This is a genomic window from Paenibacillus sp. FSL K6-1122 (genome assembly GCF_037977015.1).
Taxonomy (GTDB): Bacteria; Bacillota; Bacilli; order Paenibacillales; family Paenibacillaceae; genus Paenibacillus; species Paenibacillus amylolyticus.
In genome coordinates this window covers 5,796,006-5,810,254 of the sequence record NZ_CP150272.1, presented here as the reverse complement: position 1 = coordinate 5,810,254, position 14,249 = coordinate 5,796,006, and the positions used below count along the sequence as shown (strand labels likewise).

Here is a 14,249-nt window from a genome sequence, read left to right as displayed (position 1 = left end):
ATCTGATCCATCCGTCGCCATATCTGAGTTCTTCCCTTTTTGGCTGAATTCGATCCGATTTACACAAAAAACGTTTTGTCTACAAACGTCGCAGCGCTTATAATTTTGAAACAAATGTGCAATGATTCGCATGTCTTTCGCCCAACAAGGGAACGAATAGGATATATTCCAACTTCATTATATATGTCGTTTTAATCTGAATCATACTTGTTTAACGTTTGGGAACAGCATTTCAAATGAAGAAGGCTCCACGGGTGTGGAGTTATTTTCATTTTAGAAGAGGTGGAAGATACTCAAGTGAAACTGAATGTGCAATGGATGCGATTATCGCCACCCCGTATTCTTGTGTTAGGGTTTGCTGGCATTATATTGGTAGGCACACTGTTGTTAATGCTTCCGGCATCCAACCGTAACGGTGACAGTCTTGCATTTATTGATGCGCTCTTTACAGCAACTTCGGCTGTTTGTGTCACTGGTTTGGTTGTGGTCGATACAGGGACTCATTTCTCGGTGCTGGGTCAGGTTGTGATCGCGATTCTGATTCAGATTGGCGGACTGGGCTTCATGACAATGTCCACATTGGTTGCCATTGCGTTCAAACGGCGGATCTCGCTCAGGGAAAGGTTGATTCTACAGGAAGCGATGAATCAGAGCACGATGGAGGGCATCGTCCGGCTCATTCGTAAAGTTGTGATCTACTCACTCATTATCGAAGGCATATGTGGCACACTGTTTGCCATCCGCTGGTCGTTCGACATGCCGGTTGGGCAGGCGATCTATTATGGCTATTGGCATGCGATCTCGATGTTCAACAATGCGGGCTTTGATATGTTTGGGGATTTCCGCAGTTTAACCGGTTATGTGTATGACCCGTTGGTTAATTTTACAGCAATGTTCCTGATTGTCTCTGGTGGTATCGGTTTTGTGGTGTTGTCAGACCTGGTGGATTACCGCAAAACGCGGAAGCTGTCTCTGCACTCCAAAGTTGTACTGTTAATGACTGGATTGTTAATTGTGTTTGGTGCACTTGTCATTTTCGTATTTGAATTCAGCAATCCACGGACACTGGGTGGCCTGAACTGGGGTGGCAAAATTCTCGGTTCATTCTTCCAGTCCGTTACGCCGCGAACAGCAGGAGCCAATACGGTAGATATTGCAGGGCTGAGACAGGCAACACAGTTCTTTATGATCATTCTGATGTTCATTGGTGCTTCGCCGGGTTCTACCGGAGGCGGGATCAAAACAACGACATTTATGATTATGGCTGGAGCGGTCATCGCCATGATGCGTGGACGTGAAGATATCGTGTTTTTCCGCTATCGGCTTGTACAGGAACGGATTTTCAAGGCGCTTACCATTACATTGCTGGCGCTTTTGTTCATCATAGCTGTAACGATGGCACTGAGTACCACAGAAGAAGCCAGTTTTATGATGATCTTATTTGAAACGACATCGGCCTTTGGTACTGTAGGATTATCGCTTGGACTAACGCTGAAGTTGACTACATTGGGCAAACTCCTGATTTGTTTTACGATGTTTGCTGGAAGGCTTGGACCGATTACATTAGCGTATGCACTTGGGCAGAAAAAGGGTAAAGAGTTATACAGGTATCCGGAAGGCAAAATGATTATTGGATAAATCTATTTTTAGTGAGTTTTGAAATTGATTTGGATAAGGGGTTCGTGAAGAACAATGAAAACACAGCAGTTTGCGGTGATTGGGCTTGGGCGGTTTGGCTCCAGTCTGGCACAGGAATTAATGGAACTCGGCTACGAGGTGCTCGGGATCGATAAAAATGAAGAAGTCGTCGAAGACATTAGTGAATTGGTCACCCATGCCGTTGTAGCCGATGCCACAGATGAGGAAGTGTTACGCTCCCTGGGTATTCGAAATTTTGACTGCTGTATCGTTGCTATCGGGGATGATATTCAGACGAGCATTCTCACCGCGATTCTGTTAAAAGAGCTGGGCGTCAAGACGGTCGTGGCCAAGGCCATATCCGTCCTTCACGGACGCGCATTGGATAAACTGGGGATTGATCGTGTCGTTTATCCTGAGCGGGATATGGGCATTCGGGTTGCCCACCAGCTGGTTACCCCGAACTTGCTGGATTACATTGAATTATCCAATGATTACAGTATTGTCGAGATGAAGGTTCCCGCGTGTCTGCACAACAAAACCCTTTCGACCCTGAATGCACGTGTACGTTTTGGTTGCAGCATTGTAGCGTTACAGAAAGAAGCCGGGGTCATTATTGCTCCGACAGCACTGGATTCGCTTCAAATGGGGGATATCATGGTCATTATTGGTAATAATGCAGATATCGACCGATTTGAAGAAGAGGTTATCAGCCAAGAGAGCTGATAATTATCATGAGTTAAATATGGAAGCCAGACGTTAGAGCCTGGCTTTTTCAGATCAAGGCAAAGGCGTCGTAGCCCTCCGTGAGGGCAATGGCGCCTTTGCTGTAAAGAGTGCAGCCGTCTCCTTGACCCATTGTCTGGAGGTCTCGCTGAGGTCCTCTTTTTCCCCATAGATCATACAAGTTGTTCTGCGGGTCTGCTGTAATTGAGGCAAATGAACAGAAACAAGATCATTGTCCGCGAGCAATTGTGGACGAAGATATGACTTGGGCAATAGAGCAGCAGCTTTGGCGGAAGGCAGAAGTCGGATGATCGCTTCGAAGGAATCAATCTCCATGCGAATATCCGGCATCACGGCACAGCGCTGGAAGAGATCGTCCGTTAATTTGCGATACCAGGTGCCTTTGGAGAACGTGATCATCGGCAGATCCTGCAAATGCTCCATCCCGGCTTCCTTACCGGACAAGGGGTGTGTAAGCGGCACAACCAGTTCCAGGTGATCGTCAAAGAGCGGCACACAGTTAAGTCCCACTTCACTGATGGAGGAGGCGACAATGCCCACATCGGCTTTTTTGTCACGCACAAACGACACAATCTCATGTGTTTTTCCCGTCAACAGTTTCAGTTCGGCATTTGGATGTTTCTCCATAAAGGCATTGACGAGAGGTGGTAACGTAGTTTGAAGCGTCGTCAGACTGGCTCCGAGTGTAATGGTGCTCTGTTCTTCGTCTTTATACTGGGCCAGCATGGTGAGGAACTTCTGTTGTTGCTGCTTCTGTTCTACAGCGTAGGTATAGGTGAACTGGCCCACACTGGTTAACTCCAGCCGTTTGCCACGGCGGTGGAACAGGGCAACCCCGAGTTCATCCTCCAATTTGGCAATTTTGCGTGAGAGTGCGGGTTGGGACAAGTTCAGTAACTTGGATGCACGGTTGAGGCTGGACTGCTCCACGACCGCTGCAAATGCGTTTAACTCCTCAAACATGAACCATAACCTCTTTTCCATGAATGTGATTCTTGCCCTTGCTCAATCGTTTTCCATGTTGTATAGCCCGTAAACCCAATGTTTCACTGCTTATACCTATAGGTTATAACATTTAATAATTATATTGCAATTCCCTTATAAGAAAAAATGGAGTAACATGAACCGTGACACAAGTTGTTCACACCTGGGGAAAACGGAACAATTTGTCGAACCTTTTCATGGAAAAGGATTCGTGTCATGATAAGTGAAATCATTTATGAAAACGTTGTATTTAGCGAAAGGGGATCGACATTTTATGAAAGGGTTTTACTCCAGAAAGCTGCACTCCTTGCTTGGCGTCATTCCGCTCAGTTTGTTTTTTGTTGAGCATTTGGTGACGAACTTCACGGCAGTTGAAGGCGGCAAAGAAGCTTTTTACGGTGCCGTTGCATTTCTGAACGGTTTGCCTCTTGTTATTGTAATTGAGGCATTACTTATCTGGTTGCCGTTGTTCTATCACGGTGTTTATGGTCTTTACATTGCCTATCAGGCCAAGCCTAACGTTGGGCGTTACGGTAATGAGCGCAACTGGCGCTACACGTTACAGAGGGTAAGCGGTATTATTACGTTTGTATTCGTCATCTGGCACGTATGGGAGACGCGAGTACAGATTGCGCTGGGTAATGTATCCCATGAAGAGATTGGCGGCGTCATACATGATGCGGTGACGAATCCGATAACCTTTGCGATATATATGATCAGTGTGGTTGCGGCGTCATATCACTTTGCCAATGGTCTGTGGTCGTTCCTTGTTAGCTGGGGAATTACGGTTGGTCCGCGTGCGCAACGTGTATCCTCTTACGTATGTATGAGCTTGTTCGCTATTGTTTCCATCATGTTTATTGCTTCACTATTTGCTTTCCGGAGCATTGATTTCCAAACAGCTACTTCGATGATTGACGCAGTAAAAACAGTTCTAATTTAAGCATTTAGCGTATAAATGCTGACTTATAAGGGAGTGAACAGCAATGGCATCAACGAATGTAATTATTGTGGGCGGCGGTCTCGCGGGATTGATGGCGGCGATCAAATCGGCTGAAGCCGGAGTCCATGTTCATTTATTTTCACTGGTTCCTGTTAAACGATCCCACTCTGTATGCGCACAAGGCGGCATTAACGGAGCGGTAAATACCAAGGGTGAGGGTGACTCCCCATGGGTACACTTTGACGATACGGTATACGGCGGTGACTTCCTTGCGAACCAACCTCCGGTTAAAGCGATGTGCGAAGCAGCACCTGGCATCATTCACTTGATGGACCGTATGGGCGTAATGTTCAACCGGACACCGGAAGGTTTGCTTGATTTCCGTCGTTTCGGGGGAACGAAGCATCACCGTACGGCGTTTGCCGGAGCGACAACAGGACAACAATTGCTCTATGCATTAGACGAGCAGGTACGTCGCTGGGAAGCGGCGGGGCTGGTTACGAAATACGAGAACTGGGAGTTCCTGCAGGCAGTTTTGGATGATGAAGGCGTATGTCGCGGGATCGTGGCTCAGGATCTGAAAACGATGAAGGTACAGACCTTCCCTGCAGAAGCGGTTATTCTGGCGAGTGGTGGTCCGGGGATCATCTTCGGTAAAACGACCAACTCTGTAATTAACACAGGTACAGCGGCAAGTGCGGTGTATCAGCAAGGTGTAAATTACGCAAACGGGGAGTTCATTCAGATTCACCCAACAGCCATTCCAGGGGATGACAAGCTGCGTCTCATGTCTGAGTCCGCGCGTGGTGAAGGTGGACGGATCTGGACGTACAAAGACGGAAAACCTTGGTACTTCCTTGAAGAAAAATATCCATCCTACGGTAACCTGGTTCCACGTGATATCGCGACTCGTGAAATCTTCAGCGTCTGCGTAGATATGGGTCTGGGTGTGAACGGCGAGAACATGGTTTATCTCGACCTGTCGCACAAAGATCCGAAGGAACTGGATGTTAAACTCGGCGGAATCATTGAGATCTATGAGAAGTTCATGGGTGATGACCCGCGTAAAATCCCAATGAAAATCTTCCCGGCAGTCCATTATTCCATGGGCGGCATGTGGGTAGATTACAACCAAATGACTAACATTCCGGGGCTGTTCGCAGCTGGTGAATGTGAATATCAATACCATGGTGCGAACCGTCTGGGTGCAAACTCATTGGTATCTGCGATCTATGGTGGTATGGTGGCTGGACCAAAAGCGGCTGAATATATCAAAGGACTCAAAAAGTCGTCCGCTGATATCCCATCTTCCGTATTTGAGAAACACACCAAACAACAAAGCGACAAGTACGAAGGCATCTTGAAAATGCAGGGCACGGAAAATGCCTATGTCATTCATAAAGAGCTTGGCGAGTGGATGACAGCCAACATGACGGTTGTGCGCTACAACGACAAGCTTGAAGCCACGATTGGCAAGATCAAGGAATTGAAAGAGCGTTATGGCAAAATCAACATGTATGACAGCTCCGGTTGGAATAACCCAAGCGCAGCATTCACTCGCCAACTGTGGAACATGATTGAATTGGCAGAAGCAATGACTCTCGGTGCACTGCTGCGTAACGAAAGCCGCGGCGCGCATTACAAACCGGATTTCACGGAACGTAATGATGAAGAGTTCCTGAAAACGACCATCGCAAGCTGGTCGAAGGAAGGCCCGAAAATCTCGTACGAGCCAGTAGACGTATCCTTGATCCCACCACGTATCCGGGATTACTCCAAGGATTAAATATCACGGATTTATTTATAAAGTTAAATATTAAGCACCTGAACGAAGAGGCAGGACAACTTTGGAGAAGCAAAGCTTCTTCAAAGTTACTGCCATCAAAGTGAAGGAAAGACCCAGAAGAAGCAAAGCCCTAGCGATGCTTCAGAACTTCAATACTGCCTCCAGCATGAATGGAGTGCAGTTTTCCAGCAAAGTTACCCAGTGCACGACATAGCGGAAGAAGCGGAAATACCCAGAAGAAGCAAAGCGCCTAGCGATGCTTCAGCACTTCAATACTGCCTCCAGCATGAATGGAGTGCAGTTTCCAGCAAAGTGACCCAGTGCACGGCGTAGCGGAGGAAGCGGAAATGCCCAGAAGAAGCGAAGCGCTCGCCTTTATCACCGGATTTTAACCCTGGGAAGGGTTGATCAAAAAAATCCGGGGATAACAGCGATCAGAGGGGCATTCCGCTGACGAAGCGTCTCCCGTGCACCAAACCAGTAACTTTGCGTATCAGCAACACCAATCATCGTCACCAGAGGAGGGGACTACGATATGGCGGAACAAGCTACAGCCAACAAAACCGTCAAGTTTATCATCACCCGTCAGGATAGCCCGGAGTCATCTTCGTACAACGAAGAATTTGAGCTTCCGTACCGTCCCAACATGAATGTGATCAGCGCCCTGATGGAGATTCAGCGGAACCCGGTCAATACAGATGGCAAATCCATTGCTCCCGTTTGCTGGGATTCCAACTGTCTCGAAGAAGTCTGCGGTGCCTGCTCCATGGTCATCAACGGCAAGCCACGTCAAGCATGTGCAGCCCTGATCGACAAGCTCGAACAGCCTGTTCGTATCGAACCGATGAAGACATTCCCAGTGGTTCGTGACTTGGTCATCGACCGTAGCCGGATGTTTAGCGCCCTGAAACGAGTAAAAGCATGGATTCCGATCGATGGTACCTATGACCTCGGTCCAGGTCCACGGATGCCTGAGAAGAAGCGTCAGTGGGCATATGAGCTGTCCAAATGTATGACATGTGGTGTATGTCTGGAGGCATGCCCGAACGTCAATGAGAAAACAGACTTTATCGGTCCAGCAGCACTGTCTCAAGTGCGTCTGTTCAACGCTCACCCAACAGGGGAGATGAACGCCGACGATCGTCTGGAAGCGTTGATGGAAGACGGAGGCATCGAGGGCTGTGGTAACTCACAGAACTGTGTGCAATCCTGTCCAAAAGGCATTCCACTGACAACCTCCATTGCCGAAATGAACAAACAAACGACCAAGCATATGTTCAAACGCTGGTTGGGTGTATAATCTCGTCATAACATGTGCAGAAGTGTAATCTGCAACTTAGAAGAAGTCGTGATCCCGTGCAGCAACATGCCGGAGATCCCGGCTTCTTTTTGTAATGAAGCAGAGGAACCGGGCTACCCATGCAGAATATGATATACTAAGGGGATGGATTAAGAGCGTAGAAGGAGGGGGAGATATGGCAGAGACACCGCGTCAGGGCAGCAACAACTCGCCGTCCCAGCGCTCGCACAAAGCATCAGGTGCAGAAGAGTCTGTGTTTCCTGGAGAAGAAAAGGATCATGATCCCTCTCGCCGAAGTTTCTTATTGCGCATGGTTTTGATGACAGCGGGTGCCAGTTTGCTTACAGGAGGTTATGCCTGGTTATGGGAACCGCGTCGTCTGGAGATCAAGCAAGTAGAGCTGAAACTTCCGAAGTTTCCAAAGGCATTTGAGGGTTTGCGTGTAGTTCAGTTCAGCGATGCCCATCTTGGTTTTCATACCGGGGTGAAAGAGCTGAAAAAGCTGGCAGCAACGATTGAGGAGCAGCGACCGGACTTGATTTGTTTTACCGGAGACATCGTCGAGAGGGAAGCAGAGCCGATGCGTGAATGTATTCCGGTACTCGCCTCCATGAAAGCGAAGTATGGCAAATTTGCTGTTTTGGGGAATCATGATTATCGGGGCGGACAGCAGAATGAAGTGACAACCATGTTCCGTGAAGCTGGATTCACTTTGTTACGGAACGAACATGTGGTGATTGAACAAGGGGGCGAACGTCTGGCCATAGCTGGACTGGATGACGCACTTACAGGCAGGCCTGATCCTGCCCAAGCTATCAAGGGATTGGATCATGATGTGTGGAAATTGTTACTTATGCATGAACCGGATTATGCCGACATTGCCACTCCCTATGGTTTCGGATTACAACTTTCCGGTCATAGCCATGGTGGACAGGTACGTTTTCCCTGGATCGGGGCACTGACAACTCCGCGAGGTTCACACAAGTATGTTCAAGGATTGTATTACACGGATGTCCAGGGGGTATATTACACCACCCAGACACAGATGCCGGTGTATGTGAATCGTGGTTTTGGCATGACTCAACTGCCCATTCGTTTTCTGTGCAGACCAGAATTAACGGTTTTTGAGCTTAAAGGATCAACCACATAAAAGAATATAAGATGAATATAAAACATAAAGGATTCAACATGAATGGAGGTTATCCAGATGGAAAGAATTGCGATTGTATCCGACATTCATGGCAACATGACTGCCTGGGAAGCAGTGTTAAAAGATATCCGAAGTCGTGGCGTGGAGCGAATCTTTTGTCTTGGTGACCTCGTGGGCAAGGGGCCAGAACCGGTACAGGTTGTGGATCAGGTGAGAGCAACGTGCGAACTTGTTATCCGTGGCAATTGGGATGAACTGGTTGCGGTTAACCAAGACAATGAGAACTTTACGTGGCAAGCAGAACGGCTGGGTGAGGAACGATTGGCGTACTTGGCGGGCCTACCCTTCAGTCATCAATTTCAACTGAGCGGTCGCACCATCCGTCTGGTCCATGCTTCACCTCAAAGTGTATACCATCGTGTCCAGCCGTGGGACGCGATGGAAAAGAGGTTGGCAATGTTTGATCCTCCGGCTGATGAGCCTGAGCAAGGTGTTGCAGATGTTGTAGGTTATGGGGATGTGCATAACGCATACTTGCAGTATATGAACGGCAAGTTACTGTTTAATGCAGGCAGTGTTGGTAATCCACTCGATCTTCCCCAGGCTTCCTACTGTATTCTGGAGGGTGAAGACAGCAACGATAACAATACCCCGTTCAATGTTCAATTTGTGCGGGTGCCTTATGATATTGAGCGAGAAGTACAGGTTGCACAGTCGGCGAATGTTCCTGCATTGGATTTCTATATTCGTGAGATTCGTACGGGTATCTATCGCGGGCTGCAGGAGTAGTCAGCATCTGGACCTTTTAGCGTGAGGAATTGAATGATGCAATATATTAATACTAAAATGCGAATACTAAAGTTCGTGGATCAGTTCAAATGGTATTACGCCGGATCATCATCAGAGCATGCTTGTCTTACCGGACTAGAGCCCGTTTAGGCAAAAGGAGCGATTGTCATGCTTACCCGAAAAATGCTGGTTCAAGGTCTGCCGGCTTTGTGGACAGAGCGTCTTGTCCTGCGATCATTACGTCAAAGTGATTACAGCACATTATCGGAACTCTTTACCGATCCTCAAGTCATAAGATATGTGAACAGGGGAAGCCAGCCCACGCCAATCCGAGCGAGACGGTTATTGAACCAGATACGGAGCAGCAGCGCCAAGCTGGATTCGTTACATTATGGGATCTGCTGGAGAGGCAAGGAACAAGTGATTGGGATCACCTCATTCCAACACTGGAATGATCTGAATGGTACCGCACAGATTGGTTATATCCTGAACAGGTCCTGTTGGGGCAGGGGTGTGGCTACCGAGGCGGTACAGCGGCTGCTGCAGTTTGGATTTGACGATCTTCATCTGGGGAGGGTGGAAGCACGTTGTTATGAGGCCAATGTATCTTCACAACGGGTGCTAAGCAAAATAGGGATGTCCTATGAGCGGAGTCTTCCCTCGTTCGGACTGAATGATGAGGATGACGAGGGATCCGAATCCCTGATGGATGTTAAAGTGTACAGTATGTACCGGGAACAATACGTCAGACCGCTTCAGGAAAAAGACCTGCAAACCCTGGTATCTGACAAGCCGCAATGACATAGAGTAAGAGTAGTCAAACGTGAATGAATCGAACTTCAATCATTTGTTACACAATTGAAATATAGTTGCAATTGAACTCTAACAGACAGGGGGTAAACTTATCTCATGACCCCCTTTTTGATAATAGATAATGCTGTTGGGACCCGCGCGAGCGGGTTCATTTTTTTTGTCCATATAAGTTAACTGTGGAATATTTACACTGGCCACTCCGATGACAGAATAACTTTCCGATCGCTGTTATACCCAGATTTTTTTGATTCCCATATTTTAGAAGGGGAAATCCGGGGATAGCGTATGCTTCCGATGCAGCTTTCTTTCAGAAAGCTTTTAGGCGACCGCTTCGCTTCTTCATGTTATTTCTGTCCTCTCCGTTATCGTGTAAAATATAATTATATTTCCTTATATAGGGCAATAAAAGGCCCCCACGGCGTGAACAAGCGCGCTGTGGGGGCCTTTTAGTTTGCTATTTTTTACAGTGGAACAACCTGCATCTGTTTCTGCTTGAAGTATACCCAGTCGGTGAATCCGATCTCCTTGAGACGTGTACGAACGTCATCCAGCTCGTCTGCAACCCGCTGTGGTTTATGAGCGTCCGATCCAAATGTCACCTTCACTCCATAATGATGGGCGCGTTCCAGAATGGCATCCGAGGGATACCAGCCACCGCTGAGTTTGGTTTTGCCAGATGTGTTAATTTCGATCGCTACGTTGGATTCTGCAATGACCTGCAACGTTTCATCAATGGCCTGATCAGCGATAATATCGGAGAAAGGTGGATAGTTTCCTTTCATCGCATCAATATGTCCAAGAATCTGGAACATACCGCTGCGAGCCGATTCCCGAATTAATGAATAATAGCTTTCTTTCACTTCAACTTTGCGAGGATTGCTTAGGCCATTCCACCGGGTTTTGTTGAAGATACTCACATCCTCGGTATGATGAACTGAACCAATAATATAGTCAAAAGGATACTGTCCCAGTGTGGTACGGTACAATTCTGCATGAACAGGGAAGTAGTCGGATTCAATGCCGAGCAGCACATCGATTTTACCAGCGTACTCTTCTTTCAAAGCAAGGACTTCTTCCACATAATGCTGCAATTCCGACTTGCCCATTGCGATCCGGGGAAATGCCTGCTCAAGCTCACTGCCAAAGTACGGCGTATGATCCGAGATACCGATGGCCTGAAGTCCTGCCTTAATACCTGCCTCTATATAATCGCGGATGTTGCCGTCTGCGTGACCACAACGAAAATGATGTGTATGAAGATCAAATTTCATATGGAATCCTTCCTTTCTCATGGCTCATTGTCATTCTGAACTGATGAATTGGGTTTCCGGCATACCTTTGAGGTCACTTATGAATTGTTGCATTGCTGAGTTAAGGTATCGACTGGACTTATAGATGACACCAACAGGGTGACTGACCTCCAGCTCACTTAAGGGTATCATTCGCAATGTACCTTGACGCAACTCATGCGCAACAGATTGTTTGGAGATGACAGCTGCCCCGAGATCAATCTCGACCATCCGTTTCACTTCTTCGCTGCTCGACAACTCCATTACAATATTAGGTTCAATATTATGTTTCTTGAAGATCGTTTCCGTAAACCTTCGTCCTACGGTATCAGGGGACAGCAGAATCAATGGTGTACTCCGGAGCACATCCACTGCAGCATGTTTTTTCTTTGCCAGCGGATGGGAAGGAGATACCACGAGTTCAAATGTGTCATAGTAGAGCACAGATGTATTCAGGTTGGGATTACGCTCCGTGAGATAACCGATACCAATATCAACCAGACCATTTTCGACCTGGGTATAGATCTGTGATGAAGGAAGGGACTGGATACTGGTTTTGATCAGCGGGAATTGATCTTGGAAATAGGATAACACCCTTGGCAAGATCTGAATAGCAATGGAAGTTGTTGTGCCTAATACGATACGTCCCTGAGGCGTTTCATCAAGATCAGACAATTTTTGTTTCAACTCATCAACGATGTCGAGCATCCGTTCAGCGTGCTCCAGGAATACCTGTCCACGGTCTGTCAGGGTAACGGGTTGGTTTCGATCCACAAGAACGGTGCTGAATTCGTCCTCCAGACTTTTGATCTGGGCCGAGACGGCAGGCTGGGTCAGGTTCAGAAGTTCTCCCGCTTTGCGGAAGCTCATCGTTTTGGAAATGGTAATTAGTGTCTCCAGTTGGCTTATGTTCATAGGTGACCTCCTTGCAGGCAAAATTTCTTGATTATGTAGTGTTTGGTGTGATGTAATCCCGTAACTGGTTATTGTTCCGTTATCTTAAATTATAGGTGATTCAGGACAGCAGAGCAATGAAGGTAATGATCAGGATCAAAAGTAGTTCAAGAGACTGTGAAAAAAACGCGAATACAAGAATTTGATTTTTTTTACAGTTGTGAGAAAGCAGTAATAAAGTCCTAAATGCCTTATGCCACGCACAACGAGCGAAAAGCTTTCTTCAAAAGAAGTGAAAAGCGCTGTTTATTCGCTAGAATCAGCTATAAACATTTGCCCCACGGATGACGATAAATTATAGTACACATGGTTTAACGAATTCTTAATGAATTCTTGTACGTGATAAAGTATAATAAATTTAATGAATATGGGACTTTTGGTGTGTGACCAATAACCCAGTGCGAGGGGGACATAGACAGTGAAAGCGGAAGTGATTAATCCTTTCCTGGAATCGGCACGGAACGTATTCGAACAGCTCATCCAGGTTTCGCCTTCCACCGGGAGTCTTGGCGTGAAAAATGTAGAGTACATTGCAGACCATGTCTGGATCGTGATCGGAATGACCGGACAACTTAGCGGAAACATTGTATTTGGAATTAATGAACAAGTTGCATTGAAAATTGTATCTGCGATGATGGGTGGTTTTGTCATTACAGAAATGGATGAAATGAGCAAAAGTGCGATTTCCGAACTGGGGAATATGATCAGTGGTAACGCCAGCACGATCCTGTCAAACCAGGGTGTTGTGGTCGATATTACACCTCCACAAGTGATGAAGTCCGAACATCTGACTACATTTAGTGCAACGAAAGCACTGAGTATTCCTTTGCTGATGGACGGCATTGGTGAGATGGATATTCAGGTCATGATCTCGTAGAATAGAACCATACGCCTCAAAAGGCAATATGTGTTCAATACGGGAGGACATCACGGATGCTGAAAGATCAGGTAGTGTTTATCACAGGTGCATCGAGTGGTATCGGTGCGCTGTGTGCGAAGATGCTGATAGAAGAAGGAGCCATCCCAATTCTGGCTGCCCGTTCACGGGACAAGCTGGAAGAGATTGGTGCCTCGCTGAAAGGGCCGCATGAATTACTCACACTTGATGTTACGGATAGTGAGCAGGTTCAGGCAGCTGTGGATGCGATATTGCATAAATACGGACGAATCGACATTTTGCTGAACAATGCAGGTTACGGGAAATTCGCAGCGATGACAGAGATGTCTGTACAGGAATTCGATGAGATGATGGACGTTAATTACATGGGCATTGTACGTTGCACCAAAGCAGTGCTTCCACAAATGCTAGAACGTGGCAAAGGTCAGATTGTGAACGTGGCCTCCATGGCTGGCAAAATCGGTACAGCCAAATCCGCTTCCTATACGGCTACGAAACATGCTGTCCTCGGATTTAGTAATGCGCTGCGTCAAGAGCTTCGCAAGACTGGCGTCATGGTGACAACGATTAATCCGGGTCCGATTGATACACCATTTTTCCATCGGGCTGACCCTTCTGGCAATTATGTGAATAATGTACGCTGGATGATGTTGAAACCGGAAGACGTTGCGGGTCATATGATTCGGGCGATGAAAAAGCGCAAGGAAGAAGTGAATCTGCCAAGACTTGCTTCTGCTGGCATATGGCTGTACCAGCTATTTCCTCGTCTTGCAGATCGATTGTCGCACGGTGTAATGAATCAGAAGTAAATGTGATACGAGGCATCATATACGGAATGAAAGAAAGGCTCCGCCGAGGGGCTTTTCTTTTTTTTTGCGTGTATACATACAATTCTGGAATAAGATTTGGTACACAGGCTTTTTTCGCATATAATGAAAGGTAATGTGATGACAGGCTT

At 47.0% G+C, this 14,249-nt stretch carries 13 protein-coding genes; 10 read left to right on the top strand and 3 right to left on the bottom strand.

Features of this window, described 5'->3' with window-relative positions; genetic code table 11:
- The first annotated feature begins 297 nt into the window (after window positions 1-297).
- Both NSQ20_RS26050 and NSQ20_RS26045 read left to right on the top strand, forming a co-directional pair.
- Entirely contained in the window at window positions 298-1,638 is a 1,341-nt protein-coding gene (locus tag NSQ20_RS26050) for a TrkH family potassium uptake protein (protein ID WP_155985006.1), read from the top strand.
- 54 nt (window positions 1,639-1,692) lie between these two features.
- Window positions 1,693-2,364, top strand: a complete 672-nt coding sequence (locus NSQ20_RS26045; protein ID WP_017692455.1) for a TrkA family potassium uptake protein — start codon at window positions 1,693-1,695, stop codon at window positions 2,362-2,364.
- Between the two features lie 54 nt (window positions 2,365-2,418).
- Here the strand turns inward: NSQ20_RS26045 and NSQ20_RS26040 are convergent, their stop codons facing one another.
- On the bottom strand, window positions 2,419-3,348 hold the full coding sequence (locus NSQ20_RS26040) for a LysR family transcriptional regulator (RefSeq protein WP_036673385.1): 930 nt from the start codon (window positions 3,346-3,348) through the stop codon (window positions 2,419-2,421).
- A gap of 295 nt (window positions 3,349-3,643) precedes the next feature.
- Between NSQ20_RS26040 and NSQ20_RS26035 the strand changes: the two genes are divergently transcribed.
- From NSQ20_RS26035 to NSQ20_RS26010, 6 genes are all read left to right on the top strand, one after another.
- Window positions 3,644-4,312 (top strand): succinate dehydrogenase cytochrome b558 subunit, encoded by a 669-nt coding sequence (locus NSQ20_RS26035; protein ID WP_036605792.1) that lies wholly within the window; start codon window positions 3,644-3,646, stop codon window positions 4,310-4,312.
- Window positions 4,313-4,355: 43 nt separating this feature from the next.
- Window positions 4,356-6,098 (top strand): succinate dehydrogenase flavoprotein subunit, encoded by a 1,743-nt coding sequence (gene sdhA, locus NSQ20_RS26030; RefSeq protein ID WP_036605793.1) that lies wholly within the window; start codon window positions 4,356-4,358, stop codon window positions 6,096-6,098.
- 535 nt (window positions 6,099-6,633) lie between these two features.
- On the top strand, window positions 6,634-7,398 hold the full coding sequence (gene sdhB, locus NSQ20_RS26025; protein WP_036605794.1) for a succinate dehydrogenase iron-sulfur subunit: 765 nt from the start codon (window positions 6,634-6,636) through the stop codon (window positions 7,396-7,398).
- A 175-nt stretch (window positions 7,399-7,573) separates the two neighbouring features.
- A complete protein-coding gene (locus NSQ20_RS26020) occupies window positions 7,574-8,548 on the top strand; it encodes a metallophosphoesterase (protein ID WP_036605795.1) in 975 nt (324 codons plus the stop codon).
- Window positions 8,549-8,605: 57 nt separating this feature from the next.
- The gene (locus tag NSQ20_RS26015) at window positions 8,606-9,337 is read left to right on the top strand and encodes a metallophosphoesterase family protein (protein WP_036605796.1); all 732 of its coding nucleotides are present in this window, start codon (window positions 8,606-8,608) and stop codon (window positions 9,335-9,337) included.
- Window positions 9,338-9,505: 168 nt separating this feature from the next.
- Window positions 9,506-10,138, top strand: a complete 633-nt coding sequence (locus NSQ20_RS26010) for a GNAT family N-acetyltransferase (RefSeq protein ID WP_051446915.1) — start codon at window positions 9,506-9,508, stop codon at window positions 10,136-10,138.
- Between the two features lie 473 nt (window positions 10,139-10,611).
- Here NSQ20_RS26010 and NSQ20_RS26005 read toward each other — a convergent pair whose 3' ends face one another.
- Window positions 10,612-11,421 (bottom strand): histidinol-phosphatase, encoded by an 810-nt coding sequence (locus NSQ20_RS26005; RefSeq protein ID WP_036605797.1) that lies wholly within the window; start codon window positions 11,419-11,421, stop codon window positions 10,612-10,614.
- Between the two features lie 30 nt (window positions 11,422-11,451).
- Window positions 11,452-12,354: a LysR family transcriptional regulator gene (locus NSQ20_RS26000; RefSeq protein WP_036605798.1), complete on the bottom strand. Its 903-nt coding sequence runs from the start codon at window positions 12,352-12,354 to the stop codon at window positions 11,452-11,454.
- 457 nt (window positions 12,355-12,811) lie between these two features.
- Between NSQ20_RS26000 and NSQ20_RS25995 the strand changes: the two genes are divergently transcribed.
- A complete protein-coding gene (locus NSQ20_RS25995; RefSeq protein ID WP_036605799.1) occupies window positions 12,812-13,270 on the top strand; it encodes a chemotaxis protein CheX in 459 nt (152 codons plus the stop codon).
- A 56-nt stretch (window positions 13,271-13,326) separates the two neighbouring features.
- Window positions 13,327-14,100 carry an SDR family oxidoreductase gene (locus NSQ20_RS25990; protein WP_340031183.1) on the top strand — a complete coding sequence of 258 codons (774 nt, stop codon included), beginning with the start codon at window positions 13,327-13,329 and terminating at the stop codon, window positions 14,098-14,100.
- Window positions 14,101-14,249 lie beyond the last annotated feature (149 nt).